Below are 23,508 nucleotides of genomic sequence, written 5' to 3'. Positions count from 1 at the left end.
AAGAGAGCTGTGAGGGCCGACGCGGCCAAGGCCGGTCCGGCGGCGATGAGCGTGGCGTCGGCGAAGCCGTCCAGGAAGGCGTCGCGGGCCAGTGCCGCGAGCCGCTCTCCGTCCTGCCCGCCGCCCCGGACGGTCGGCCGGCGCGCCCAGGGCGACGCACAGGGCGACAAGATCGGCCAGCGGTGAGGGAGGACGGCGGGCGGGGGCAGGACAACCTCCGGAGGAGAGCGGGCGCGGCGGAGCGAGTTAGCGTAACAGTCGTTGCGCTAATATGCACAACGACTGTTACGTGAATAGGATGTGCGGCGGATGAGACCCGACCCGGAGGGAGCCGTCACATGGCCAGGCCCCGTGACCCGCGGCGCCGCGCCGAGTTGCTCGACGCGATCATCGATCACCTGACCGCCCATGGCGTCGCCGGGCTCTCATTGCGCCCGCTGGCTCAGGCCCTCGGACAGAGCACGTCGGTGCTCACCCACCACTTCGCCACCAAGGACGACCTCATCGCCGCCGTGCTCGAGCATCTGGACCGGCGGCAGCGCGACCGGTTGCAGGCCCTGCCCGGCTGGGAGGAGGGGCGCAGCCTGGGTGCCGTCATCCGGGCCTCGTGGGAGTGGCATCTGACCGACGACCACCTACCGCTGATCCGGCTGCTCCACGAGATCGAGGGCCTGGCCGCGGCCGGCCGGCTCACCGGGGCGTACGTCCCCACGATGCTCGGCGACCGCGCGGAGTTCGTGGCGGAGGCGCTACGCGCCCACGGCGTCCCGGACGACGTCGCCCGCGTCAACGCCACGCTGCTCAACGCCGCCTACGCCGGCCTGCAACTCGACTACCTGACCACCGGTGACAAGGAACGCGTCGAGGCCGCCCTCGACCGGCTTGTCGAACTCGCCGACGCCTGGACCCGCCGCCCCTGAAACACACGTGCCGGCCAGATCGGCGGCGGCCAGTGGGCGGGCAACCGATCGACGATCTTCTTGCCTGCCCAGGCGCCCGCGGCGCCGGCCGGAGAAGAGGGCAGGGAGTCGTCTCAGCGAGTGAAGGGGATCGCTCGTACAAGCGGGCCGCCGGGGTTGGGCCGGTACGGGTTGAGATCATGATGTCGCGGATTCGCCTGCGGAGAGCCCGCTGACGCCGGTGGATTCCTCACCCGCTATCTCGTGCCCGCCGGCAGCCCGACCGGCCGGGGGAAGCGTGCGACGAACCGTGCTCCGCAAGAGCTGTCTTCGATCGTGAGGGTGCCGCCATGGGCTTCGGCGATCTGCCGGGCGATGGCCAGGCCCAGGCCGCTGCCGCCGGAGTCCTTGGCGCGGGCGTCCTGCAGGCGAGTGAAGCGCTGGAAGATGAGTTCCCGCTGCTCGGGCGGCACCCCGCTTCCGTCGTCGTGGATCTCCAGTACCGCCACGTCGCCCCGGTGCTCGACGGTCACCGTGACGCTGGTGCGGGCGTGGCGTTCGGCGTTGTCCAGGAGGTTGTGCAGCAGCCGTTCCAGGCCGATCCGTTCGCCGTGGACCATCACGCCGCTGCTGAACCTCCTGACCACTCTGACCCTGCCTTGCTGACGGTCGTGCTGCCGATGATCCAGCTCGCCGTCCACCAGGACGGCTAGGTTGAGCAGGTCGTACTGACCGATGGTGCCCGCGTCAAGCCGGGAGAGCTCCAGCAGGTTGGTCACCAGGTCCTGCAGCCTCTCGACGGACTCCAGCAGTTTGCCGCCGGTTTCCCCCCAGTCGGTCTCCTCCGGCTCGATGAGCGCCTCCTCGATCTCGGTACGCATTGCCGCGAGCGGGTTGCGCAGGTCGTGGGAGGTGTCCGAGGCGAACCTCAGCTGCTGCTGGATCGCCGCCTGAACCCGTTCCAACGTCTGGTTGGTGCTCTGCGCAAGCTCCTTGAACTCGTCGTCATGACTCGGCAGTGGAACCCGCTCGCTCAGATTGGAAGGCCGGATCGTGGCGAGTTTCCCGCTGATGGCGCACACCGGCTTGAGGGTCTTGCTCATCATCCAGTACGTCCCGAGCGCGGTGGCCGCGACCAGCAGAAGCGAACCGCCGATGAGTCCGGCCAGGACGGCCGCGCTTCCGTAGAGCGGAGGCCGGGGAGCGCCCATCAGCAGCAGCAGGGTGGCGAAAGTACAGACCAGCGCCATGACGGCGCTCGCCACGATGGTCATGCGGGTTTTGACGGAGCAGTGATGCCATGCGCTCAAGGTGATCACCCCAGCGGCGCCCTGGGTGCGGCTGCGGACGAGATACCGGTTCAAACAGCCGATGAAGTTCCCCCTATTCCCATATGGCCCAACATCGGTGACTCAAGGTGACGAGTCATACCCCCCCGACACCCGCTCCTCCTTGAGGACGAGCACTTGTGCCCACAGAGTCCGAGGACGTCTCTCGCCGGTGCCGGCCGGTACAGCCGGGCCGAGCCGACGTCCTTCAGCCGGAGTACGGGGTGAAGGTGAGGTGTCTCCTCGCGTCAGCTCCGGCGGGAGGCCCAGACCCGTCGCAGCAGGCGTACCCACGGTGACCAGCGCGCGGGACGACGGCTCAGCCGGCCGGTCGCGGCGCGCTCGGCGTTGTCGAAGAGGTCATGTATCAGCGCCTCGTGCAGCCAGCGGATCGCCAGCGGCCACAGAATCCGCATCCGCCCCCGGACGGTGCAGGTGATCGTGTGGGTAAGGCGGCAGTGATCCGGACCCTGCGCGGTGATGAGAAACTCGTGGTGACCGTCGAGTCCCGTCGCCTGGTCGAAGAGGAAACGGGCGCGGCGGCCGGGCTCGTACTCGCAGACGCTGTAGCGGATCGGGCCGTGACCGCCGCGCGAACCGGGAGTCAGTCCCGCGTCGAGGACGAGCGGCGGCCAGGCCGGGACGGGCCAGAGGCGGTCGTCGGCGGTGGCCGCCCGGTCCAGGAGCGCACCGAGCCTGCCCGCCGGCGCGTCGATCAGTCGTTGCTGGATGTTCCTCATGCCACTCCCGTCCCCCGGCGATCATTGGAACCGTACTGCGACGGACGGCGAGGCCCTGAACCAGGTGGCGGCGGAAGCGCGGGGCTTGACCGGCGGCAAGCGTCGGCCACCTGGAATCTCTGCCCCCTTGACCGCATTACCGTATGACGGTGTGAGGCCTGCCACCTTGCCCGGCCGGCCCTGAAACGCATGGGAGGACCCTTGGCCAGTGACACCTCCGCCAAACTGGCGGTGCTGATCGACGCCGACAACGCTTCACCTGCGGCCGTCGAAGGCCTGCTGGCCGAGGTCGCCAAGTACGGCACCGCCCACGTCAAGCGTGCCTACGGTGACTGGACCGGCACCAGCCTGCGCGGCTGGAAGGAACAGCTGCTGGCCCAGTCGATCCAGCCCGTCCAGCAGTTCGCCCACACCACCGGCAAGAACGCCACCGACGCGGCCATGATCATCGATGCCATGGACCTGTTGTACTCCGGCCGCTTCGACGGATTCTGCCTGGTCTCCAGCGACAGCGACTTCACCCGCCTGGCGGCACGCATCCGCGAGTCCGGCCTGACCGTGTACGGCTTCGGGGAACGTAAGACGCCCAAGCCCTTCGTCGTGGCCTGCGACAAGTTCATCTACATCGAAAACCTCACCCTCATCGCCCCCGTGCCGGCCTCCTCCACCGCTCCCGCCCTCCCCATCGGCCTGCGAACCCCGGCCGCCAGGCTGAAAGGCGACACCGCGCTGGTGAACCTGCTGCGCAACGCGGTCGAGGCCAACTCCGACGACGACGGCTGGGCGCGCCTGACCAACGTGGGACAGGTCATCACCAAACAACAGCCCGACTTCGACGCACGCAACTACGGCTACACCAAGCTCAGCGACCTCATGGCCGCCACCAACCTGTTCGACCTGGACCGTCGTGTCCCCGGCGACGGGAAACCCGCAGTGGTCTATGCCCGGGACAAGCGGCGTCCCGGGTAACCCCCCTCGGGGTGATCCTGCCGACCATCGAGCAGGGCACCCGGCGACCAGCGCGGTGGATCAGCGCACCGGTACGGCCTGAGGCCCGGGCCGGACCTCCGCAGGTCCCCGCTCGGGACTTTCGGCATCGATCACATCCGTCACCGAGTGAAACCGATCGATGTCATTGAGCACCGCCGTATCGAACGGCGTCGTCGTCCCCTCCGCCTTGTGACCCCGCACAGGCCGGCACCGCGTCCGGCTCACCACCGCCACCGCCGCCGCTGTTATCACGTTCGATGTACGTCGGAGGCGGACGATCACCGGCGCGGTCCTTGACGACGGCCACCGGACAGCCCGCACGATGAAGCACCTCCTGGCTCACCGAGCCGGGCACCCGTTCACCGAGACGGGCCGGTCCCCGGGATCCGACGACCATCAGCCGGGCCCGCTCACCGTAGGGCAGCAGTGCCGGAAGCGGCGGTCCGTCGAGCGCGCTGACCGTGACGACCGTCCCCGGGCGGCTCCGGGGCAGCCTGTTCACGGTCTCGGTGATCCATCGCTCGACCTCCGCCGTACGCCGGAAGGAGGCGTCCGCCTTCGCGTGAACGACGTGCACCGCCAGCCGATGGATCCGGGCGTGACCGAGCGCGAACCTCAGTGCTGCCAGGGAGGAGGCCGACCCGTCGACTCCCACCACGACCTCCCCGAGGCGATCCCGCACCGCAGGATCGGGCCGCCGCGGTACGGCCAGCACCGGGCAGAGCGCGTGGGCGGTGACATGGGCGCTCACCGAGCCGAGCAGCGACCCGGCGATCCCGCCCGTGCCCCGGCCGCCCACCACCAGCATCTCCGCCGCCCTGCTGACCGAGGCCAGTTCGGGGCCGGGGGTACCGCGAAGCAGGATCGCCCGTACGGCCCGGCCCGGCAGCAGCCGCTCGGCCAGCTGTACCCCGTCGATCAGGGTGTGGCCCGCGAGCCCGCGTTCCCCGGCCGGGACCGTGGTCCCACGGCCGGCGCGAGGGCCGTCCCAGACGTGGCAGACGGTCAGCTCCACCCGCCGCGCCCGGCACTCCCCCGCCGCCCATTCGACCGCGGTGCGGCTGTGCGGCGATCCGTCGAACGCGACGACTATCTCCCGTCTCATCCGCGCCTCCGTTCAGCGCCGGGGACGGCACGCCCGGAGACCGGGCGGGCGAAGGTCCGGCGGAGGGAGGACGGACGGGCGGACCGGGTGGCCGGTCATCTCACCGTGACGGGAGGAAGCACCGGCTCCAGGCGGAACACGCCCGTCATCAGTTCCGGCCTCTCCCCGCGCTCGGGGAGGCGACCGGCCACGGCCCGCAGTACGTCGGTCACGGTCACGATCCCGACCAGCCTCGCCGACTCCCCCAGCACCGGAATCGCGTCGACACCGGCACCGAGCATGGCGTCCGCGGCGTCGGCCAGACGCGTCTGCAGGGTGGTGTGCGGGCAACGACGCCCGGCCACCAGCTCGCACACACGGACCTGTGACTGCTCGATCGGTCCGCCGGACCACCGGGCGGTGAGGTCCTCACGGGTCAGCACTCCCCGCAGCCGGCCGGCCGCGTCGACCACCGGCAGGTGGTGCACGTCGGCGCGGCGCATGATCTCCCAGGCCAGCAGGGGAGACTCCTCGGGGGCGACCGCGACCAGGGTCCGGCTCATCACGTGGGCCACGGTGAGGTCTCGCACGTCGGTCATGCTCGCCCTCCGGACCGCACCGCGTCGTCCGCGGCCCACTCCACCGCCGGTGAGGAAGGCGGGCCGCCGGTGCCCGCCACATGTGCTGTCATGTCGTCCTCCTCGATTCTCTTCCTCCATCCGACCGTCTCCCGGGCCCGTCCCGCAGCGGCCGAAGGGCCCGACCGACAGGGACTTCCGGCCCTCCTGCCCGTACCATTCCCACGATGGAACGGAGAACATGGCGGCCGGGAAGGGCCGGGCAGCTCCGCGATCGCCTTCACTTTCTTGCTGGGAGATTTCGATGACCGAACGCATGACGGCCCCGGGCGACCTGGGCCGCCGGGTGACCAGGCGGCGTGAGGACCTGGGACTGACCCGTGACCAGCTGGCCGGCCGGGCCGGGCTCGACGCGCTGTACCTGGCGTATCTGGAGGAGAACCCCGCCTCCCCGCCGGTCGAGACCGTGCGCAGACTGGCCGTCGCCCTGGACACCGGCGTCGAGGAACTGCTCGGCGGGACGGTGGACCTGCCGCCCGGCCGGGGCCGTCCCGCCGCGCGGCCAAGCCTGGAGAAACTCGACCCCGCCGAGTGCCTGCGGCTGATCTCTCCCGGTGGCGTGGGCAGGGTGGCCTTCAACGAGCCGGAGGGGCCGGTGGTCCTGCCGGTCAACTACGCGGTGCACGAGGGGGCGGTGGTCTTCCGCACCGCCTTCGGCGGCCCGCTCGACGAGCGCCTGCGCACCGGTGTCCAGGGGGTCGAGTTCAAGGTCGCCTTCGAGGTCGACCGGATCGACGACGCCAGCCGCGAGGGGTGGAGCGTGCTCATCCGGGGCGGCGCCCACCACGTCGCGACCGAGGACGAACAGGCGGAGGCGCGCTCGTCCGGCGTCCAGCCGTGGGCGGGCGGCGAGCGCGAGCTGTACGTCACGATCCTCCCCACGGAGATCAGCGGCAGGCGCATCCAGCACACCCTGTGACACCCCGCGAGGACGCGCGGCCGGTCGTTCCGGCCCGCGTCCTGTCGGCGAGCACCGGCTCACCCGTTCACGGTGGTTTCCCGGTGCTCCCCGGACCCGTGCTCCCCGGCGGGACACCGCCCTGTCCGGCCCGGCCGGGCGCGGCCGTCTCCTCCCTCGGGGCCGCGGGATTCTCAGAGGTGCAGCGGTGAGATCCGCTCCACGTCGTCGTGGTCGCAGGTGACGTCGACCTCCAGGTCGACGACCCCCTCTACCCGGCGTCCGGCCTGGACGAGTTCGGTGATCTGTGAGCGCCTGGCCAGCCGTCCTCCGATATGGACCACACCGGCGTCCACCGTGATCGTCAGTGCCCGCGGGTCCAGCCCCAGGCCCGCGACGGCCGCCGCCACGTCCGCCAGGATGTCGGCCGCCGACCTGCTGAAGACCTTCAGCAGGTCGGTCTGGTGCACGGTCCCGGCGATCTTTCCGCTGGCGGCGTCGATCACCGGGAGCTGCTTGATCCGGTTGGCGTGCATCAGCCGGGCGGCCTCCCGTACCGAGGTCTGCCGGGTGACGGTCAGCGCCGGCCTGGTCATGATCTGTCCCGCGGTCGTCCCTCCGGCCCTGTTCCGTTCCCGGTACCGCCCGCCGTCATCGAGGGCGCCCGTGCCGGGAGGGGGAACGATCTCCTTCAGCAGCAGATCGTCCTCGGAGACCACGCCGATCGGGCGTCCCTCGAGGTCGATCACCGCGACGGCCCCCACCTTGAAGCGGCGCATGGTCGCCACCAGTTCGGCGAACGTCGCCTCCGGCCGGACCGCGATGGCCACCACTCCCATGACATCCTTCACCTGCAGCGCCATGGCCCGTCCCTGCCTTCCTGCCCGTGCTGGTGTTTCCGCTCAGCCTTCCGAGACATCCGATCCCGCTGTGGCGTCCGGGCCGGGAGCCGCGTCCCCGTCTTCCCGTTCTTCCCTCAGGGCGGGAACGACGGCGACCGGGCCGGCCCCGTACCGGAGGACCGCCTTGGTGACCGAGCCGAACCCTCCGTCTCGGAGTCGTCGTAGCCGACGACGATGTCACGGGTGCGGGGCATCGTCGTCACCTCCGTCTCCATGTTCGGCACCGGCATGGTGAAGACGGCAGGGCGGAAGGTCCCATCGGCGTGGGACCTTCCGCCCCTGTCGGCCACCTTTCTGACCTGCGTCAGAACGTCATCGGCCGTGGGGCCTCCGGCCCCGCGCGGCGGAACGCGGGGACGCCGTGCCCGTCACCGGTCACGTGAGGGGCGGAAAATCACGAACTCGCCCGGTACGGGGTGTAGTCGAAGTTCTCGAAGTAGGCGGTGAGCAGGGGGATGATCTCGTCCTGCCCCGCGAAGGCCAGCTCGCGGGCCGCGATCCGTTCTTCCCAGTGGACCGCGGTGCTCCAGATCAGCTGGTCCGTCCGCCATCTGCGGGATTCCTCCGGGGGGACGAACTCCACCAGGCACAGCCACACCTGTTTGGGGACGAAGAGGAGCTCGCCGTTCTCCGGCAGGACCAGCCAGCGGTGCTTCTGGTAACCCGGATAGCGGGCCGTGAGCGGGCCGACGTCGACGTCGAAGGTGCATTCGATCCAGGCCGAGGGGACCTCCACGTAACCGCGCCGGGCGATCCTGCTCAGTTCCCGGCACACCGCGATCGGGTCGCGGACGTCCTCCAGCGTCTGGCCGCAGTAGGCGAAGTCGAATGCCTTGTCGGGGAACGGCCAGGGGGTCCGGCAGATGTCCAGCCGGTGCCAGGTCCCCTCGGTGTACCGCTCCGCGCCCTCCCCCAGCCGGCCGCCCCCGGCCCGCGACTCGTAGGGCATCAGATCGATGACGTGGTCGGCCCGGTTGAGCGGCTTCCACCATCCACCGACGTCGACGACCAGGTCCTCCGGACCGATACGGCCCAGCGCGGCGGCCAGATTGTCCGGATGCGGATCGGGAAACCGTGTCAGCTCCATATATGCCCAATGGTAGATCGCGCCGCGAAAAGCCGCCATGGATGCCGCCGTGGATATCTCCGACGGGCATCGCCGGAGCCGAGGGCGGCGATCGGATTCCGGCCGTGCTCCCTTATCGGGTAAATCACCGTGATGTCCGCGCCCGCTCCGGCCCCGAATTCCAGCGGCGTCCATCGGCTTCGCCGTTCTCATTCCGGGCCGGAGAGGACGCGCCAGCACTCGGCGAGCGAATGGGCCGCCTGTTCCCAGCTCGGCAGCGACGCCGCGGCGGTCCGCGCCCTGTCCTCGTGCAGGGAACGCAGCTCCGCGCGGTCGAGCAGGTCGGCGACGGCGCCCGCGAAGGAGTCGGCGTCGTCCCGGACGACGAACGCCCGGCGGGTGGGTTCGTCGAACCCCTGCGCGCCGACGGAGGTGGTCACGACGCACTTCCCGGCGGCGAGCGCCTCCAGGACCTTGATCTTTATGCCGCCCCCGATCCGGAGCGGGCAGAGCACGAGCTTCGCCGTGGCCAGCCAGGCCGCCAGGTCGTCCACCCAGCCGGGCAGGGTGATGCGCGGGTCCCGGTCGCGATGCGCGAGAAGCCAGCCGGGCGGATCGGCACCGACGATCGCGAGGGTCGCGCGGGGATGGCGCTCGACGACGCGGGGGAAGATGTGCGACACCAGCAGCCGGGCTCCGTCGAGGCTGGGCGGATAACCGAAGTTGGCGACGAACAGCAGGTCCGGCGACGGCAGGCCCCCGGCCGGCCGGGGTGCCGGCAGGTGGTCGGCGCCGCTGGGCAGCATGTGGACGGACACCCGCGGGGCGCGCCGCCGCATGATGGCCGCATCCTCGCCGCTCAGCGCACCGACCAGGCGTACCTGCCGCCAGGCGTTGAGTTCGGCGCGCTCGGTGAGCGAGACGTGCGCGAGCCGGCGGTACCTCGGCAGGCCCCCGCCCGCGGCGTCGGCGTGCTGGCGCAGCAGGGTCGACTCGACGTTGTGCTCGACCAGGAGCGCGCCGGCGCGGGCCCGCGCGGGGACCAAGGGCATCAGGTAGTGGCCCTCGACGTGCACTATCGGCGCGTGCGGCGGCGTCAGCCGGTGCCGCAGGTAGCGGCGGGCGGGCGCCGAGGAGTGCTGCCGCACCAGCGGGCTGCGGAAGGGGTGGTCCGCCGGTTCGGCGGCGAACAGCCGTACCCTCAGGCCGGCGCGTTCGGCCTCCGCGATTCCGGCCCGGTCGGTATGGGGGACCTTCGACACCGCGACCACCTCGATGTCGTACCGCGGGGCGAGCCGGACGAGCAGCTCGGCCTCGCGGCGGCGGCCACCGCTGAGGATCGGCCACGGTAGATGATGCGTGAGGAACAGAACTGTGTCGCGACTCATGCACGCCTCGCCGGTATCGCGAAACTGTCATACGCATTAAAATCGTACGTAGCGGATTATGTGTTAGCGAGACCGGCAGTTTCTGGCCACCACGTGTTGATACGAGGAATTATGCGTGCCGCGAAGGAAACGGCTACCGGAATTCGCACGTCCCCCGACGCGCCACCCCTGTCGTGACGGCCGTGACGGCCGTGACGACGGTGTCCGCCGTCCTGCTCGGTGTGACCGCGTCGATCGTGACGATCGGATCGCTGTTCAAACTGCGCGCGCTGTCACGGGCGGTGCTCCGCGACAGACGTGATCCGGAGCGTCCCCGCGACCTCGGGGCCCGGCACTCGTTCTCACTGCTCGTGCCCGCCCACGATGAGGCGGCCGTGCTCGCCGGCACGCTGGAACGGCTGGCCGGCGCCGATCACCCCGCGGTCCAGGTGATCGCCGTCGTCGACCCGGCGGATCGGGCGACGTCGGCCGCGGCGCGGTCGGCGGCGCGCTCGCACCCCGATCGCGTCACGGTGTTTCCCGAGCCTCCCGGAACCATGCGCAAACCCGCCGCGCTGAACGCCGCCCTGCCCGGCTGCGCGCACGAGATCGTGGGGGTCTTCGACGCCGACGGGCAGGTGCATCCCGGGCTGCTGCGGATCGTCGACGCCCTGTTCACCGAGCACGAGCTGGACGCGCTCCAGGTGGGCATCCAGCCCGCGGCGGCCGACCCCGCCTGGTACCAGCTGCACAACATGGTGGAGTTCCGCTGGATGTTCCTGAACGGCGCCACTGCCCGCCCCGACCCCCGGCGCGTCGTCCGGCTCAGCGGCAACTCCGTGTTCCTCCGCGCCGGCACGCTTCGCCGGATCGGCGGATGGAATCCGGACCACCTGGCCGAGGACTGCGAGCTCAGCCTGCGGCTCGCCCGCGACCGGGCGCGGACCATGGTCTGGTATGACGCGGCCTTCGCCACGATCGAGGAGATCCCCGGCAGCCTCGGCGCGTTCGTCCGGCAACGGTCGCGGTGGAACCAGGGGTTCGCCCAGGTGCTCCGTGACGGCGGGTGGAGGCCGTTGCCCTGGTGGCAGCGGCTGGAGTGCCTCCGGTTCCTGCTGGAGGCCCCGGCGCGGGCGCTCGCCGCGGGGAGCCTTCTCGTCGCGCTGCCGCTGGCGCCGGCCGCTCCGGCCGCGCTGCCCGTTCTTCTGGCGCCCCTGGCCCTCGGCGCGGTCAACACCGGCCTGCTGACGGTCCTGCTCGCCCGGCTGCCCGGGCGGTTCGGCGTCGCCGTACGCCCGGGAGCGTACGTGTCGTTGTGGGCGGGCGCGCCCGCCTTCCAGGCGGTGCTCTGCTGGGCCGCGGTCAGGGCGCTGATCCGGATGTTCCGCTCCGCGTCGGACTGGGAGAAGACACCGCACACGGCGTCGGTGCCGTAGCGGCGGACCGATGGGTCACCGCGCGGGCCCGCCGGGCGCGGCGCCGAACTCGTCCAGAAACGCCTCGACCTCCGGGACGCGGTGGCTGCCGATGGCGGCCAGCTCCTCCAGACTGCGCAGCGCGGCGGTGTGCGCCTCCGCTCCGCGGCCGACGGCCAGGAGGGCTCGGGCCAGCCCGAAGCGCGCGGTACCCGCGATCTCCACGACGTCGTTCGCCTCGGCGAGAAGCAACGCGTTCTCGTACCGCCGGCGGGCGGCTTCCGCCTCCCCCGCCGCCAGCTCGACCTCGCCGAGATCACGCTCGATCATCGCCCGCATCGTCGCGCCGCCCTCCGGCCCCTCCACCCGCATCGCCTCGTGGAGGCCGGCCCGCGCGGCGGCCGGATCGCCCTGGGCGCTGTTCACCAGCGCCAGCGCCTGGAGAGCTCCCACGATCGTGTCCGCGGCACCGACCACGCGGGCCGTCTCCAGACTCTCGGTGAGGTAGCCGGCCGCGGCCGGCAGGTCTCCCCGCTGCCGGGCCAGGTGGCCCAGCTCCTTCAGGGTCTGGCTGACCTTCTCCAGCCGTCCCTCGCGGCGGACGAACGCCAGCGCCTCGCGCAGCGCCTGGTCGGCGAGGTCGAGATGCCCGCTCTCGCGCCGGGCCCAGCCGATGTTCAGCAGCAGCGAGGCCTGCTCGTGATGGCCTAGCCCGCGCGCGGTGCCCAGCGCCCGGTCGAGATAGGGCAGCGCCTCCTGATAGTGCCCGCGGATCGCGTGCAACCAGCCGATGCCGTGCAGGGCGTCGATCTCACTGGAGCGCAGGTGCAGTGTCTCGGCGTAGCCCAGGCACTCGCGGAACTCCGCCTCGGCCTCGGTGTATCGGCCGCCGATGGCGTTCGTCCAGCCCAGGAACTGCAGGAGGTCGGCGACCACGGCCAGGTCACCGGCGCTTCTGGCCAGCTCCAGCCCGGCGTACAGGTGGGTGCGGGCCGACTCGTGCTCCGCCTTGAAGCGCCGTAACCAGCCCAGCCCCTGACGCGCCCTGGCCTCCAGCAGCCGCAGCCGTCCCTCACCGGCCGACCTCCGGGCTCGCTGGAAGTACTCCTCGCCCTCCTCGGTACGGCCCTGCAGCGCCACGCACCAGCCGAGCCGCAGCAACGCGTCGGCCGCGAGCTCGGTGCCGGCGTCCCGCCCGGCCAGCTCGACACCGGCCCGCGCGGCGGACTCCGCCTCGGCCAGCTCGCCGAGCTTCTCCAGAACCGTGGACAGGCGGTGGAACAGGCGGGCCCGCACACCGTCGTCCTGGGGACCGGCCAGGGCGACGCGGAGCTGCTCGGCGGCCAGCGCGTACAGGCCGAGCCGGTTGAAGAGCGGAAAGCCGCCCTCGACCAGGCGGAGGACCAGCTCGTGATCGGAGATCCCGCCCGCGTACCTGGTCGCCTCGGCGATGTCGGTGACGTCCTGGATCAGCGGATCCTCGCCCTCCTCCGCACCGTCGCCGTCGCCGTCCCCGTCCCCGTCCCCGTCCGCGGCCTCGGCGAGCAGCCCCGCGTAGAACTCGGCGAACCGCCGTTCCGCCTGCGGTGCCTCGGCCCGCTGCCGGAGGTGGTCGTTGACGGTCTGGTGCATGGTGAGACGGCCGGCCGCCGTGAGTTCCACCAGGCTGGAGCCGATCAGTGTGTCGAGTTCGGCCTCCGAGGCGAGGGCCACCGCGTGGGCCGCGTCCATCCGGAACGTGTTCGGTTTCGGGGTGAACGTCGCGAGCGCCCGCAGTTTGTCCCGCAGGGCCGGGTCGAGGTTGGTGTAGCTCAGGTCGATGACCGCGGGCAGCGAGATCGAGGCGCCGGCGCGGCCCGGCGACCGGTCGAGCGGCCCGGAGTCCTCTTCGAGGCGGAAGCGCCGCTCGGCGTCCTTGAGCCGGCGCAGGGTGTGCGCCAGCCTGCCACGGGGCTGGACCACCTCGGCAACCGCCAGGTATCTGCCGATCAGGATCAGCGCCAGAGGCAGCCCGCCGACCAGCCGGACGAGTTCCTCGGCCGTGGCCGGATCCTCGGCGCACGCGTCGGGTGCCAGGTCGCGCAGCAGGGACAGTCCGTCCGTCATGGTCAGCTCCGGAATGCGTGTCGCCGACCGGCCGGCGAACCGGACGGCGACCTCGGCGAGCCGGGTGGTCAGCAGATGAGCGCAGTTGGGACCGCCGAGCTTCACCGCGAGCGCGTCACCGACGCTCCAGGCGTCGTCGATGACGATGAGCATGCGCCGGACGCCGATCGCGGAGTGGATGGCGGCCACCCAGTCGTCCACCCCGGAGAGGTTCGACAGCTGGCCCGCCTCGATGCCGAGCGCGACGGCCACCCGGCTCAGCTGCGCGGGCAGATTCGGGCGCGGCCCGAGGCCGACCCACAGGACACCGTCGGCGAAGTGGCCGATGATCTCGGGGTCGTTGGCCAGGGCCACCGCCAGCGCGGTCTTGCCGACGCCGGGCAGCCCGTTGAACGCGTGCAGTGCCAGGGAACGGCCGGTGAGCAGCGCGGTCTTGAACGTCACCAGCAGCCCGTCACGCCCGACGACGCCCTGGGGCGGCAGCGAAGGCGCCATGAACGGGACGATCCGCTCACCGGCCTCGAAGATCATGGTCACGGTGTTGTTGTCGCCGTACACCACACCGTAGACGGGCTGGTGGAAATGCGTCTGCTGCTCCCGGGCCGATCCCTCGCCGGTCATGCGCGCTCGTCGTCCGTCCGGCCGGCCGCGCCGAAGCGCATCTGGACCTGGTTGTGGTTGCCCGAGACCACCCCCTGCACCTCGGCGTTGAACTGGGTGTTGAACACCGTCGGCTGGGAGCCCTGCGCCTGCGCCCGCTCCAGCAGCAGCGCCGCGGCCTGGAGCAGCTCGCGGTCGGCGCCGGCCCCGACGGCGGTCAGCTCGGAGCTGAGCGCCTCGGTCCAGGGCTCGGGGTTCTCCTCGAACCGGTCCAGTGCCACGGTCGCGCCGGCCCGCTCGTCCAGCCGCGCCCGCACCATGGCCTTGAGTCCTTCGTAGGCGTCGCTCACGGCCTGGGTGACCGTGTTACCGGCGCCCGCCGCGGCGCCGGCCACCAAAGCTGCGACAATCATCGATACCGGGTCCATGGCTCTCCACAGATGCTCATGAAACGCTCGTGCCATCGTGGCATTCGGCGGCTGATCAGACCAGCCCGATATTCAAGACGCGGATCCCGGGGAGCGGGTTGTCATGGACGTCCGGCCGCGGCGATCAGACGACTTCGGAGGGCGTGACGGGTACCCGTACTCGGGCACGGCCCAGCCACGTGTCGATCGCCCACGCCCCCGGGCCGACGACCGCGATCAGCAGGAAGGACCACGCGTAGAGAACGGCCGGCTCGCCGCCGTTGGCCAGTGGCCACAGCGCCGACGGCTGGTGGACGACGAAGTAGGCGTAGGCCATCTCACCCGAGCAGACCAGCGCCGCGATCCGCGCCACGAGGCCGAGAAGGACCAGGGTTCCCCCGACGAGTTCGATGACACCGGCGAACCAGTCCGGCCAGGCACCGATGCGGACCGCCTCGCTGCCGAACACGCCGAAGAGCTTGGCCGCGCCGTGGCAGGCGAAGAGCAGCCCGACGACGACGCGGAACAGGAACAGGATGTACGGCCTGGCCGGCTCGACAAACCTCACGCTGGTTCTCCTCTGCTGCCGTGCCCGCCCCCGGACTGCGGGCGCGGGGCGGATCGGGAAGCGGCGGCGGCTCCGGCAGGCGGTTCCCAGGCCGAAGGACGGCGGGCGGCAACCGGTGCCGGTGTGACGTCAAGGAACGCGCCACCGACTCCGAACAGCTTTATTCTCGCAGGTCAGAGCTGTTTTCCGGGAAGGGACAGCAGCGGGTCACTTCGGAACGGCGCCCGGAGCCGCGCTCAGGATCGCGGCGACGCGGAGAGGATCCGCTCGGCCCGGCCGCCGTACCGGGCGGACCACACGCCGAGCAGGACCAGCGTGGCGATCAGCAGCATCGGCGACAGGATCATCATGACGTCCATCGGCAGCAGGTAGACGAGCGGGACGCGGACGGCCGACTCGGCCAGCAGCGCCGCGGCCCACGTCAGGGTCATCACCACGTACACCCTCCGGAAGGCGGGCTGGGCCGCGTGAAGGGCGTCCCATCGGGCGGCGGTGGCCTCGTCCTCGGCGCCGAAGCGCTTGGCGATCCCGAAAGCCGCCGGACGCCCCGCCAGGCAGGTGCCGACCAGGACGAGGGCGAGGACCGCCGTGGTGATCGACTTGACGACCATCAGGAACCGGTGGTCACCGGTGAGGAAGGACAGGATCAGGCCGAGTGCGAAGACCAGGCCCGTGCACGCGGCGAAGCCGTCCAGCCTGCGTTCCTTGAGCGCCACCTGGCCGACGCGCAGCACGCCCACGCAGGTCGCGGCCAGCAGCGCGGTGTGCTCGGCGACCTGTAACCAGCGCAGCAGGTAGTAGGCCGCGATCGAGGGAAGCACGTCCCACAGCAGCACGGGCAGCATCTTCTTCATTGGAGGGTCCTCTCCAGCCAGTCACCGATGCGGGCCATGGCCAGGCGCTGCGCGCCCGACTGGCAGTGGGCGTCGGCGCCCTCGGCCTCGGTGAACTCGATGAACGTCTTGTCGCAGGTCAGATGGGCGTACAGGGCCTCGGGCTGGCCCTTGAAGCTGAAGTCCTCCGGCGCGGAGCAGACGAGGACCGGGCAGGCGATCCGTTCGGCGACGCCGTCGCGCAGGTGATAGCCGAGCATCGCGGTCAGATAGCCGCTCGGTGAGGTGCCCGTCACCCAGGTGCCGTGGGTGACGGCCCAGCGGGTGACCGCGTCCTGCGCCATCAGGCCGCGGACGATCTCCTCGGCCTCGGGCAGGGCCAGGGCCCGCCTGGTCGCCTCCCTGTCGCCGCCGAACCTCTCCGCGATGACGGCGCCCATGTCGTAGACGCCGTCGAAGGCGACGACCGCCTTGATCCTGGGCTCGAACGCGGCCGCGCGCGGCGCCAGCAGGCCCCCCATGCTGGCCCCGAGCAGCGCCACCCGGTCCGCCTCCACGTACGGCCCGGCCCGCAGCCAGTCGAGCACCGGGCCCACCACGTGCTCCCAGTCGGGCCGGAACAGCAGGCCCCTGCGCATCGCCCCCGGCTGTCCGGGACCGTCGAAGACCAGCACGTTGAAGCCGCGTTCGTGCAGCGCGGCGGCGGCGAAGAAGTGCATCTCCTCGGCGCTGCCGTCGAAGCCGTTGTGCATGACGACCGTGGCGTCACGGGTGCCCCGGTAGAGGTAGCCGGGCAGCGTGGTGCCCTCGTAGGGGATCTCGACCGGCTCGATACCACGGATTTCGGCGAATTTCCGGAAAGAGGCGACCTGGCGCGCGTAGGCGGCGTCGATGCGCGGGTCCGACGGATCACCGTGCAGGAAGAACTCGGCCGAGCGGTAGTAGTTGGAGGCCCGCAGGAAGCCGTCGCCCGCGCTGACGAGGTGTCCGGCCGCGAGCGAGCGCTCGGCCTCGGCCGCCACCCGGTCCGCCGTGGCCAGCCACTCGTCGTGCCAGCTGCCGTAGTCGCCCTCGACGATGCGCTGTGCGGTCATGACGACCTCGCCGAAGTCGGCGCCGCCGTACGCGATGTGACCGAACGAGCGCAGCGTCTCGTACCAGAACGTGGGGTCCTTCTCGAAGATGAACGGGCGCATCCACCGACTCCTTAATGCGAGTTATTTCGCTTCAAGGTAGCGCAGGGCGGACACTTAAAGCAATAGGCTTCGCGTTAAGGTGGGTCCATGCAACCTGTACAGAGGCCGGGCGGCCGCAGCGCGAGAGTCCGCACCGCCGTGCACGAGGCGGTGCTCGACCTGCTGCGTGAGGACGGGTGGGACGACCTGAACATCGCCCTGGTGGCCGAGCGGTCCGGCGTGCACCAGGCCACGATCTACCGGCGCTGGGGCACCCTCAACGGGCTGATCGACGACGTGGTGCACGAACGGCTCTCACAGGGATCGCCCGTGCCCGACACCGGCACGCTCCGCGGCGACCTCGAGGCGTACGCGCTGCGACTCGCCGACGACGTCGCGGGACCGATGGCCTCCCTGTATCTGCGCGCGGCCATGCTCGGCTCACGCGGCCCCGAGGGCGAGACCTACATGCTGAACCGTGCCGTGCAGCTGCAGGCCATGCTCGACAGGGCGGCGGCGCGCGGAGAGCGGCCGCCCACGCTGCTGGAGCTGCTGGAGGTGGTCATCGCCCCCCTCTACTACCACGCGGTCTTCTTCAACCGCCCGGTGGGCCCCGACCACGCCAGATCCCTCGTCGACAGGCTTCTCGCCCTGTGCGGATCGTCCCCCTGACCCGCGAGACGTCAGGCGGAACGGATCGCTGTCGTAGCGGCAGCACGGCCACAGGGTGCACCGGCTGCTCCAGGACGCCCGGCCCGGCCGTGATCACCGGGCCGCTTTCTCGATCTCCTCGCGGATGATCCCCATCTGCGTGAGCGCGTCGGCGTTGACGAGGCCGGTCATGGCGGCCACGTCCGGCGCGGCGTCCGGGCGCATCCGGAAGTCCTGGATCCAGCGCATCCGGGTACGGCCGCCGGGCTCCTCGGAGTAGATCCACTCGACGCCCACGTACTCGAGGGGACCCGGCTCGACCCGGCGCGAGGTGACCCGGAGCGCCTCCCGGTCGGAGGTGTGCTCCGAGATCCAGCTCCACACCTGCCCGTGCTCGTCGGGATGCGTGGTGAGCCGGAACCGCACGGTGTCGCCGTCGCGCCCGAGGATCCGCACGGAGGCGTACTCGGCGAACAGTCCGGGCCAGGACTCCACGTCGTTGGTCATGTCCCAGACCAGGTCGAGTGGCGCGTCGATGACGACGGAGGTGTCGGTGCGGCCGACGAGCGCGCTCACGCGGCCCGCTCCCGCCCGGCGGCAGAGGCGCGGCCGTCCGCCCCCGCGACGACCGTGGCCACGAACAACCGTTTGACGAACATGAACAGGTTCCCGAGCCCTTCCCTGTGACGCGTCCGGCACTTCTCTCCCGCGCGGCGTGACTCTCTCCCTCGCGGCGCGACGCGACGACCCCGTGCGGGGCCTCCCCCGAGGCCGTGCCGCCGCCCGCCCGGCAGGCGGGTGACCCCCCGGACCGGCACGGGCCGCGTTCCGGCGAGTGCCGCGGGCTCACCTGGCGGCTTCCGCATCCCCGCGTGCGCCGCCACACCGTCATGCCGTGCCTCTTCGCCGATCCGCTTTCCCAGAAGTATGCGGACCGGCGACCGGGAAGTCGTTGACGTTCTCCGCACGGTTGTTGCCGATTTCCGCAATGTTCCGCGGCGGGCCCGGCGGCATACCGATGCGACCGGCAGATCGCCGACGTCGAGGCGTTCCTCTCCCAGGACGGTGACGGGGACGGCCGTCCTGGCCGGTGAGCGACGATCACCGGCGGAGCGTATGAAGCGACTCGGAACGCGACACGTGATAGGGGTGGGGAATGCTTCCTGAACCAGGCCAGGTCCTGCATTTTTCGGAAGACCCGACGATCACCTGCTTCGTTCCTCATGTCGCCGCCACCGCGCGGCAGCCGGAGGCCTACGTCTGGGCCGTCGACCGCACCTGCGCTCCGAGTTACTGGTTCCCCCGCGACTGCCCGCGCGCGATGGCGTGGGCCGCTCCCGCGACGTCGGCGGCCGACCGGGACCGCGTCCTGGGTCCCGGCGGCGGCGATCGTGTCCACGCCATCGAATACGACTGGATCGACAGGTTTCTCACCGTCCGGCTGTTCGCCTACCGGCTTCCCTCGTCCCTTTTCACCCCCGTCGGCGAACCGACCCCGCACGCGGTCGTCGCCACCGAACCGGTCAGGCCCCTCGGGCCGCCCGAACCGGTCGGCGATCTTCTGCGACTGCACCGCGACGCGGGCATCCAGCTCCGCGTGTTCGACAACCTCTGGAGGTTCTGGGACGCCGTGACCACGAGCACGCTCGAGTTCAGCGGAATCCGCCTGCGCAACGCCCATCCGCGCCCGGAGACGGCGAGTCCCCGCCTGTGACGCCCGTGTGGGAGGCGGCGGCCCGGAGGGGCGGGATCGAGAAAGGCACCGGCACCCCGCGCCGTCCGGACCGCGCATCCGCTTTCGCGAGACTCAGATCCTCTCGCCGTGGGAGAGGTACCCGACGTAATCGCGGAGATGCCGGGCGGTGAGGGTGGTACCGGTCTCGACGAGCTCGGCGGGGGTGCCGGCGAAGACGACCCGGCCGCCGTCGTGGCCCGCTCCCGGGCCGAGGTCGACGATCCAGTCCGCGTGGGCCATCACGGCCTGGTGGTGCTCGATGACGATGACCGTGTTGCCGTCGTCGACGAGACGGTCGAGCAGCGCGAGCAACTGGTCCACATCGGCGAGGTGCAGGCCCGTGGCCGGCTCGTCCAGGACGTAGGTCGTGCCGTTTCTCGCCATGTGGATGGCGAGCTTGAGGCGCTGCCGTTCACCGCCGGACAGCGTGGTGAGCGGCTGGCCGAGGCCGAGGTAGCCGAGCCCCACCGCCGCGAGGCGGTCGAGGATCACCCGGGCCTGACCGCCGGTGAAGAACTCCCGCGCCTCGGCCACCGGCATGCCGAGGACCTCGCTGATGTTCCTGCCGCGCAGCCGGTACAGCAGCACCTCCGGCTTGAACCGCTTTCCCTCGCACTCCTCGCACACCGACGCCACCTCGGCCATCATGGCGAGGTCGGTGTAGGTCAGGCCGATGCCCTTGCAGGTGGGGCAGGCGCCCTCGGAGTTGGCGCTGAACAGGCCGGGCTTGACCCCGTTGGCCTTGGCGAACGCCGCCCGGATCGGGTCGAGCAGCCCGGTGTAGGTGGCCGGGTTGCTCCGCCGGGAGCCGCGGATCGGCGACTGGTCGGCGACGACCACGCCGTCCCGCCCGGCGACGTAGCCGTGGATCAGGGAACTCTTGCCGGACCCGGCGACGCCGGTGACGACGGTGAGCACGCCGAGAGGGATGTCGACGCTCACGTCCCGCAGGTTGTGCAGGCGGGCGCCCTCGATCGGCAGCTGCCCGGTGGGCTTGCGCACCTCCTCGCGCAGCCCCACCCGGTGGTTGAGGTAGCGGCCGGTCAGCGTGCCGGACCCGCGCAGCCCTGCCAGATCCCCGGTGAAGCAGATCCGGCCGCCCGCCGTACCGGCGCCGGGGCCGAGGTCGACCACGTGGTCGGCGATCCCGATCGTCTCCGGCTTGTGCTCCACGACGAGCACCGTGTTGCCCTTGTCGCGCAGCCGCAGCAGCAGGTCGTTCATCCGCTGGATGTCGTGCGGGTGCAGCCCTGCCGTGGGCTCGTCGAAGACGTAGGTGACGTCGGTCAGGCTCGAATTGAGGTGCCGGACCATCTTCACGCGCTGGGCCTCACCGCCGGACAGCGTGGAGGACTCCCGGTCGAGGCTCAGGTAGCCGAGGCCGATCCCGGTCAGCGAGTCCAGTGTCTCGCCCAGGGTCTCCAGCACCGGCCCGACGGCGGGATTCCCGACGTTCCGGACGAACTCCGCCAGGTCGCTGATCTGCATGGCCGAGCACTGCACGATGGTGTGACCGTCGATCACGCAGGAGCGGGCGGCCTCGTTCAGCCGGGATCCCTCACAGGCGGGGCAGCCCGTGAGCCTGACCGCCCGGTCGGCGAACGCGCGCGCCTGGGGCTGCATCGACTCCCGGTCCTTGGCGAGATACAGGCGCCGTACCTTGGTGACGAGTCCCTCGTAGGTGAAGTTGTTCGACCCGACCCTGATTTTGGTGGCGGGCTTGTGGAGGAAGTCCTCCCACTGGCCGGGGGTGTAGTCCCTGAGCCTGAGGCCGGGGTCGAAGAGGCCGGAGTGCGCCATCAGCTGCCAGTGCCAGGTGTCCACCCCGAACCCGGGGACGGTGATCGCCCCCTCGTTCAGCGACAGCTCCGTGTCGACCAGCCGGCCGACGTCGATCTCGGAGACCTTGCCGAGTCCCTCGCACTCCGGGCACATCCCCTCGGCCCTGTTGAAGCTGAAGGCGAAGGGCGGGCCGACGTACGGGGTGCCGATCCGGCTGAACATGATGCGCAGCATGGTGTGGGCGTCGGTGACGGTGCCCACGGTGGAACGGGAGTTGGCGCCCATCCGCTCCTGGTCGACGATGATCGCCGCGCTCAGGTTCCGCAGCGAGTCGACGTCGGGGCGGCCGAGGCTCGGCATGAAGTTCTGGACGAACGCCGTGTAGGTCTCGTTGATCAGCCGCCGCGACTCGGCGGCGATCGTGTCGAAAACGAGTGAGGACTTTCCCGAGCCGGAGACCCCGGTGAACACGGTGAGCCGCCGTTTGGGGATGTCCAGGGAGACCCCGGTCAGGTTGTTCTCCCTGGCGCCACGGACCTGTATGAGGTCGTGGTCGTCCGCGACGGCGCGAGCCGGTCCGCGGAGGTCGTCGTGCCGGATGCCGCTTTCCTGGTGGCTGAAGACCACGAAAACCCTTTCATCCTCGATTGATGGTTCGTGCGGTGGGGGGACAGACGGCCGGGAGCGCTCGTGCCGGCCGCCGTACGGTTGCTCTGTGCCGGGCGGCCACCTTCGAACCGGGATCGCGCCGCGCCGGTGGAGCGGGAAAGTCCGCGCGACCCACCGCGGCCACGCGGGGAACGTCGCCGACGTTCACGCCTTCAAGTGTCTCATTGAAGTTCCAGTGAAGACTTTTCCTCATCTATGGCGACATCCGCCGACGACATGTGCCGATAACCTTCAAGTCAACGGGGAAGGTTGTCGCGGAAGGGCGAGCGATGGACCGCGAGGGGGAGGGGCTGCGCCCCATCGATCTGGCACGGCTGGCGGGCGTGTCCACCCAGCAGATCCGCAACTACGCCGACGCCGGCGTCCTGCCCCCGGTTCCGCGGACTCCCGCCGGTTACCGCAGGTTCGACGCCGGGCACCGCCGGGCCCTGGTCACCTACCGGGCTCTGGAGAGGGGCTACGGCTGGGACACCGCCCGGGCGGTCATGCGGGCCGTTCACGCCGGGGACCTTCCGCTGGCGCTCGCACTCGTGGACGCCGCCCACGCCGCGCTGCACGGACAGCGGCTCTCCCTGCGTGCGGCGGGCGAGGCGCTCGAGGCGGTCGCGGTGCAGCCCCCGGACGCCTCGGCCGCGCCGCGGCCGGGCATGCGCATCGGGGAGGTGGCCGCCTATCTCGGCGTACGCGCGTCCGCCCTGCGCGTGTGGGAGTCGATCGGCCTGCTGGCCCCCGGGCGCGATCCGGGCACCGGGTACCGCCGCTTCGGCCCGTCCGACCTCCGGGACGCACGGATGATCCACATGCTCCGGCAGGGCCGCTATCCCCTCCCCCAGATCCGGCTCATCCTCGAGGGCCTGCGCCGGACGGGAAGCAGCGACGCGCTTCGCATGGCCATCGCACAGCGTCAGGCGGAACTGACACGGCGGGCGACGGCGATGCTCGAGGGCTCCAGCCACCTGCATCACTACACGACGGGCGGAGAGCCGGGTCTCGTTCCACGCCACGGCGGCGCCTCAGCGGCTAGCCTGGGGGCATGAACGACGCCGAGGTCATCGTGATCACCGATGAGCAGCGCGCCCGGATGAAGGCCAGGCTGCGCGAGTTGTTCGGCGAACCGCCGCAGGAGATGCTCGCCCTCGCCGCGCACCGTGAGGAGCAGTTCGCGCAGGCCCGCGCCACCGCCCGGTGACGACCGTCATCGGCCGGGTGCTCGACAGCGGCGCCCTGGTGGACTTCGCGACCCAGCGCACCCGATACATGGAAGCCGTCGTGTGGATGCACGACCAGCACGTCGGCTCCCTCGTCGTCCCGGCGCCCGCTCTGGCCGCGGCCACCGCCCAGCTTCCCGGCCGGGCCCTCTCGGTCCTGAACGTCCTGCTCGGCCTGGAGGTCACCGTCATCGTTCCCCTCACCCGGGAGAAGGCCGCCGCCCTCGCCGTCACGCTGCGGGCGGCCGGTGTCTCCGCCGCCGAGGCGGTCACCGCGGCCAGCGTCGTTCACGAGGCGCGTGTTCGCCGCGTCCCGATCGTCACCGACCGTCCCTTCCCGATCCGGGCACTCCATCCCGAGGCCGAGATCGACCCCCTCCCCTGAACGGAGCGGGCCCCGCGCCGGGGCGGGCGGGGGACCTCACGGTGACGACGTTCACCCTCACG

The 23,508-nt window shown here is 71.1% G+C and carries 25 protein-coding genes; 10 read left to right on the top strand and 15 right to left on the bottom strand.

Annotated elements, in window-relative coordinates:
• The first annotated feature begins 9 nt into the window (after positions 1-9).
• Together AB0N02_RS43365 and AB0N02_RS43360 are read left to right on the top strand one after the other, a co-directional pair.
• Entirely contained in the window at positions 10-186 is a 177-nt protein-coding gene (locus AB0N02_RS43365) for a hypothetical protein (RefSeq protein WP_363960092.1), read from the top strand.
• 152 nt (positions 187-338) lie between these two features.
• Positions 339-920 carry a TetR/AcrR family transcriptional regulator gene (locus AB0N02_RS43360; protein WP_363960089.1) on the top strand — a complete coding sequence of 194 codons (582 nt, stop codon included), beginning with the start codon at positions 339-341 and terminating at the stop codon, positions 918-920.
• Positions 921-1,156: 236 nt separating this feature from the next.
• Here the strand turns inward: AB0N02_RS43360 and AB0N02_RS43355 are convergent, their stop codons facing one another.
• Both AB0N02_RS43355 and AB0N02_RS43350 read right to left on the bottom strand, forming a co-directional pair.
• Complete coding sequence (locus AB0N02_RS43355) at positions 1,157-2,209, bottom strand: HAMP domain-containing sensor histidine kinase (RefSeq protein WP_363960086.1); 1,053 nt, start codon at positions 2,207-2,209, stop codon at positions 1,157-1,159.
• Positions 2,210-2,475: 266 nt separating this feature from the next.
• A complete protein-coding gene (locus AB0N02_RS43350) occupies positions 2,476-2,967 on the bottom strand; it encodes an SRPBCC family protein (RefSeq protein ID WP_363960083.1) in 492 nt (163 codons plus the stop codon).
• Between the two features lie 201 nt (positions 2,968-3,168).
• On the opposite strand from AB0N02_RS43350, the gene AB0N02_RS43345 reads away from it, so the two are divergent.
• Positions 3,169-3,936: an NYN domain-containing protein gene (locus AB0N02_RS43345; protein WP_363960080.1), complete on the top strand. Its 768-nt coding sequence runs from the start codon at positions 3,169-3,171 to the stop codon at positions 3,934-3,936.
• 60 nt (positions 3,937-3,996) lie between these two features.
• On the opposite strand, the gene AB0N02_RS43340 is transcribed toward AB0N02_RS43345, so the two are convergent.
• The 3 genes from AB0N02_RS43340 to AB0N02_RS43330 form a co-directional block, all read right to left on the bottom strand.
• Positions 3,997-4,158, bottom strand: coding sequence for a hypothetical protein (locus AB0N02_RS43340; RefSeq protein ID WP_363960077.1), 162 nt, complete (start codon positions 4,156-4,158; stop codon positions 3,997-3,999).
• Positions 4,100-5,062, bottom strand: a complete 963-nt coding sequence (locus AB0N02_RS43335; RefSeq protein WP_363960074.1) for a universal stress protein — start codon at positions 5,060-5,062, stop codon at positions 4,100-4,102. Before AB0N02_RS43335 ends, AB0N02_RS43340 begins: the two co-directional genes overlap by 59 nt.
• Positions 5,063-5,157: 95 nt before the next feature.
• Positions 5,158-5,640: a CBS domain-containing protein gene (locus AB0N02_RS43330; protein WP_363960071.1), complete on the bottom strand. Its 483-nt coding sequence runs from the start codon at positions 5,638-5,640 to the stop codon at positions 5,158-5,160.
• A 283-nt stretch (positions 5,641-5,923) separates the two neighbouring features.
• Between AB0N02_RS43330 and AB0N02_RS43325 the strand changes: the two genes are divergently transcribed.
• A complete protein-coding gene (locus AB0N02_RS43325) occupies positions 5,924-6,598 on the top strand; it encodes a pyridoxamine 5'-phosphate oxidase family protein (protein WP_363960069.1) in 675 nt (224 codons plus the stop codon).
• A 173-nt stretch (positions 6,599-6,771) separates the two neighbouring features.
• Here the strand turns inward: AB0N02_RS43325 and AB0N02_RS43320 are convergent, their stop codons facing one another.
• From AB0N02_RS43320 to AB0N02_RS43310, 3 genes are all read right to left on the bottom strand, one after another.
• A complete protein-coding gene (locus AB0N02_RS43320; protein WP_363960066.1) occupies positions 6,772-7,440 on the bottom strand; it encodes a CBS domain-containing protein in 669 nt (222 codons plus the stop codon).
• A gap of 433 nt (positions 7,441-7,873) precedes the next feature.
• A complete protein-coding gene (locus AB0N02_RS43315) occupies positions 7,874-8,566 on the bottom strand; it encodes a methyltransferase domain-containing protein (protein WP_363960063.1) in 693 nt (230 codons plus the stop codon).
• Positions 8,567-8,754: 188 nt separating this feature from the next.
• Positions 8,755-9,933, bottom strand: a complete 1,179-nt coding sequence (locus AB0N02_RS43310) for a glycosyltransferase (protein WP_363960060.1) — start codon at positions 9,931-9,933, stop codon at positions 8,755-8,757.
• A gap of 182 nt (positions 9,934-10,115) precedes the next feature.
• Between AB0N02_RS43310 and AB0N02_RS43305 the strand changes: the two genes are divergently transcribed.
• On the top strand, positions 10,116-11,348 hold the full coding sequence (locus AB0N02_RS43305) for a glycosyltransferase (protein ID WP_363960057.1): 1,233 nt from the start codon (positions 10,116-10,118) through the stop codon (positions 11,346-11,348).
• A gap of 15 nt (positions 11,349-11,363) precedes the next feature.
• Here AB0N02_RS43305 and AB0N02_RS43300 read toward each other — a convergent pair whose 3' ends face one another.
• The 5 genes from AB0N02_RS43300 to AB0N02_RS43280 form a co-directional block, all read right to left on the bottom strand.
• Positions 11,364-14,054 carry a tetratricopeptide repeat protein gene (locus AB0N02_RS43300; RefSeq protein ID WP_363960054.1) on the bottom strand — a complete coding sequence of 897 codons (2,691 nt, stop codon included), beginning with the start codon at positions 14,052-14,054 and terminating at the stop codon, positions 11,364-11,366.
• On the bottom strand, positions 14,051-14,446 hold the full coding sequence (locus tag AB0N02_RS43295; RefSeq protein WP_363960051.1) for a hypothetical protein: 396 nt from the start codon (positions 14,444-14,446) through the stop codon (positions 14,051-14,053). The genes AB0N02_RS43300 and AB0N02_RS43295 overlap by 4 nt, the downstream gene beginning before the upstream one ends.
• Positions 14,447-14,585: 139 nt before the next feature.
• Entirely contained in the window at positions 14,586-15,008 is a 423-nt protein-coding gene (locus AB0N02_RS43290) for a DoxX family protein (RefSeq protein ID WP_363960048.1), read from the bottom strand.
• 236 nt (positions 15,009-15,244) lie between these two features.
• Positions 15,245-15,862: a VC0807 family protein gene (locus AB0N02_RS43285; RefSeq protein WP_363960045.1), complete on the bottom strand. Its 618-nt coding sequence runs from the start codon at positions 15,860-15,862 to the stop codon at positions 15,245-15,247.
• Positions 15,859-17,037: an alpha/beta hydrolase gene (locus AB0N02_RS43280; RefSeq protein WP_363960042.1), complete on the bottom strand. Its 1,179-nt coding sequence runs from the start codon at positions 17,035-17,037 to the stop codon at positions 15,859-15,861. The genes AB0N02_RS43285 and AB0N02_RS43280 overlap by 4 nt, the downstream gene beginning before the upstream one ends.
• Positions 17,038-17,124: 87 nt before the next feature.
• On the opposite strand from AB0N02_RS43280, the gene AB0N02_RS43275 reads away from it, so the two are divergent.
• Positions 17,125-17,688, top strand: a complete 564-nt coding sequence (locus AB0N02_RS43275) for a TetR/AcrR family transcriptional regulator C-terminal ligand-binding domain-containing protein (RefSeq protein WP_363960039.1) — start codon at positions 17,125-17,127, stop codon at positions 17,686-17,688.
• 93 nt (positions 17,689-17,781) lie between these two features.
• Here the strand turns inward: AB0N02_RS43275 and AB0N02_RS43270 are convergent, their stop codons facing one another.
• Entirely contained in the window at positions 17,782-18,243 is a 462-nt protein-coding gene (locus AB0N02_RS43270) for an SRPBCC family protein (RefSeq protein ID WP_363960036.1), read from the bottom strand.
• A gap of 580 nt (positions 18,244-18,823) precedes the next feature.
• Between AB0N02_RS43270 and AB0N02_RS43265 the strand changes: the two genes are divergently transcribed.
• Positions 18,824-19,381 (top strand): DUF6886 family protein, encoded by a 558-nt coding sequence (locus AB0N02_RS43265; RefSeq protein ID WP_363960033.1) that lies wholly within the window; start codon positions 18,824-18,826, stop codon positions 19,379-19,381.
• 93 nt (positions 19,382-19,474) lie between these two features.
• Here the strand turns inward: AB0N02_RS43265 and AB0N02_RS43260 are convergent, their stop codons facing one another.
• On the bottom strand, positions 19,475-21,784 hold the full coding sequence (locus tag AB0N02_RS43260; RefSeq protein ID WP_363960168.1) for an excinuclease ABC subunit UvrA: 2,310 nt from the start codon (positions 21,782-21,784) through the stop codon (positions 19,475-19,477).
• Positions 21,785-22,122: 338 nt separating this feature from the next.
• Here AB0N02_RS43260 and AB0N02_RS43255 point away from each other — a divergent pair, with 338 nt between their 5' ends.
• Genes AB0N02_RS43255 through AB0N02_RS43245 form a run of 3 tightly spaced genes read left to right on the top strand, consistent with a single transcriptional unit; the run spans position 22,123 to position 23,446 of the window.
• Positions 22,123-22,890, top strand: a complete 768-nt coding sequence (locus AB0N02_RS43255; protein WP_363960030.1) for a MerR family transcriptional regulator — start codon at positions 22,123-22,125, stop codon at positions 22,888-22,890.
• A complete protein-coding gene (locus AB0N02_RS43250; protein ID WP_363960027.1) occupies positions 22,887-23,042 on the top strand; it encodes a hypothetical protein in 156 nt (51 codons plus the stop codon). The genes AB0N02_RS43255 and AB0N02_RS43250 overlap by 4 nt, the downstream gene beginning before the upstream one ends.
• The gene (locus tag AB0N02_RS43245; protein ID WP_363960024.1) at positions 23,039-23,446 is read left to right on the top strand and encodes a hypothetical protein; all 408 of its coding nucleotides are present in this window, start codon (positions 23,039-23,041) and stop codon (positions 23,444-23,446) included. The genes AB0N02_RS43250 and AB0N02_RS43245 overlap by 4 nt, the downstream gene beginning before the upstream one ends.
• The last annotated feature ends 62 nt before the right edge of the window (positions 23,447-23,508 follow it).

It is taken from the genome of Streptosporangium sp. NPDC051022, from assembly GCF_040683035.1.
Classification (GTDB): domain Bacteria; phylum Actinomycetota; class Actinomycetes; order Streptosporangiales; family Streptosporangiaceae; genus Streptosporangium.
Note: the sequence above shows the minus strand (reverse complement) of the source record. Positions and strands in the feature narration are given on the sequence as shown.

What these genes read in the sequence shown, in the direction of transcription:
- AB0N02_RS43360 (WP_363960089.1), top strand. Translation starts at nt 339, where the DNA reads ATGGCCAGGCCCCGTGACCCGCGGCGCCGCGCCGAGTTGCTCGACGCG.
- AB0N02_RS43350 (WP_363960083.1), bottom strand. Translation starts at nt 2,967, where the DNA reads ATGAGGAACATCCAGCAACGACTGATCGACGCGCCGGCGGGCAGGCTC.
- AB0N02_RS43335 (WP_363960074.1), bottom strand. Translation starts at nt 5,062, where the DNA reads ATGAGACGGGAGATAGTCGTCGCGTTCGACGGATCGCCGCACAGCCGC.
- AB0N02_RS43330 (WP_363960071.1), bottom strand. Translation starts at nt 5,640, where the DNA reads ATGACCGACGTGCGAGACCTCACCGTGGCCCACGTGATGAGCCGGACC.
- AB0N02_RS43325 (WP_363960069.1), top strand. Translation starts at nt 5,924, where the DNA reads ATGACCGAACGCATGACGGCCCCGGGCGACCTGGGCCGCCGGGTGACC.
- AB0N02_RS43320 (WP_363960066.1), bottom strand. Translation starts at nt 7,440, where the DNA reads ATGGCGCTGCAGGTGAAGGATGTCATGGGAGTGGTGGCCATCGCGGTC.
- AB0N02_RS43315 (WP_363960063.1), bottom strand. Translation starts at nt 8,566, where the DNA reads ATGGAGCTGACACGGTTTCCCGATCCGCATCCGGACAATCTGGCCGCC.
- AB0N02_RS43310 (WP_363960060.1), bottom strand. Translation starts at nt 9,933, where the DNA reads ATGAGTCGCGACACAGTTCTGTTCCTCACGCATCATCTACCGTGGCCG.
- AB0N02_RS43300 (WP_363960054.1), bottom strand. Translation starts at nt 14,054, where the DNA reads ATGACCGGCGAGGGATCGGCCCGGGAGCAGCAGACGCATTTCCACCAG.
- AB0N02_RS43295 (WP_363960051.1), bottom strand. Translation starts at nt 14,446, where the DNA reads ATGATTGTCGCAGCTTTGGTGGCCGGCGCCGCGGCGGGCGCCGGTAAC.
- AB0N02_RS43285 (WP_363960045.1), bottom strand. Translation starts at nt 15,862, where the DNA reads ATGAAGAAGATGCTGCCCGTGCTGCTGTGGGACGTGCTTCCCTCGATC.
- AB0N02_RS43280 (WP_363960042.1), bottom strand. Translation starts at nt 17,037, where the DNA reads ATGCGCCCGTTCATCTTCGAGAAGGACCCCACGTTCTGGTACGAGACG.
- AB0N02_RS43275 (WP_363960039.1), top strand. Translation starts at nt 17,125, where the DNA reads ATGCAACCTGTACAGAGGCCGGGCGGCCGCAGCGCGAGAGTCCGCACC.
- AB0N02_RS43265 (WP_363960033.1), top strand. Translation starts at nt 18,824, where the DNA reads ATGCTTCCTGAACCAGGCCAGGTCCTGCATTTTTCGGAAGACCCGACG.
- AB0N02_RS43255 (WP_363960030.1), top strand. Translation starts at nt 22,123, where the DNA reads ATGGACCGCGAGGGGGAGGGGCTGCGCCCCATCGATCTGGCACGGCTG.
- AB0N02_RS43250 (WP_363960027.1), top strand. Translation starts at nt 22,887, where the DNA reads ATGAACGACGCCGAGGTCATCGTGATCACCGATGAGCAGCGCGCCCGG.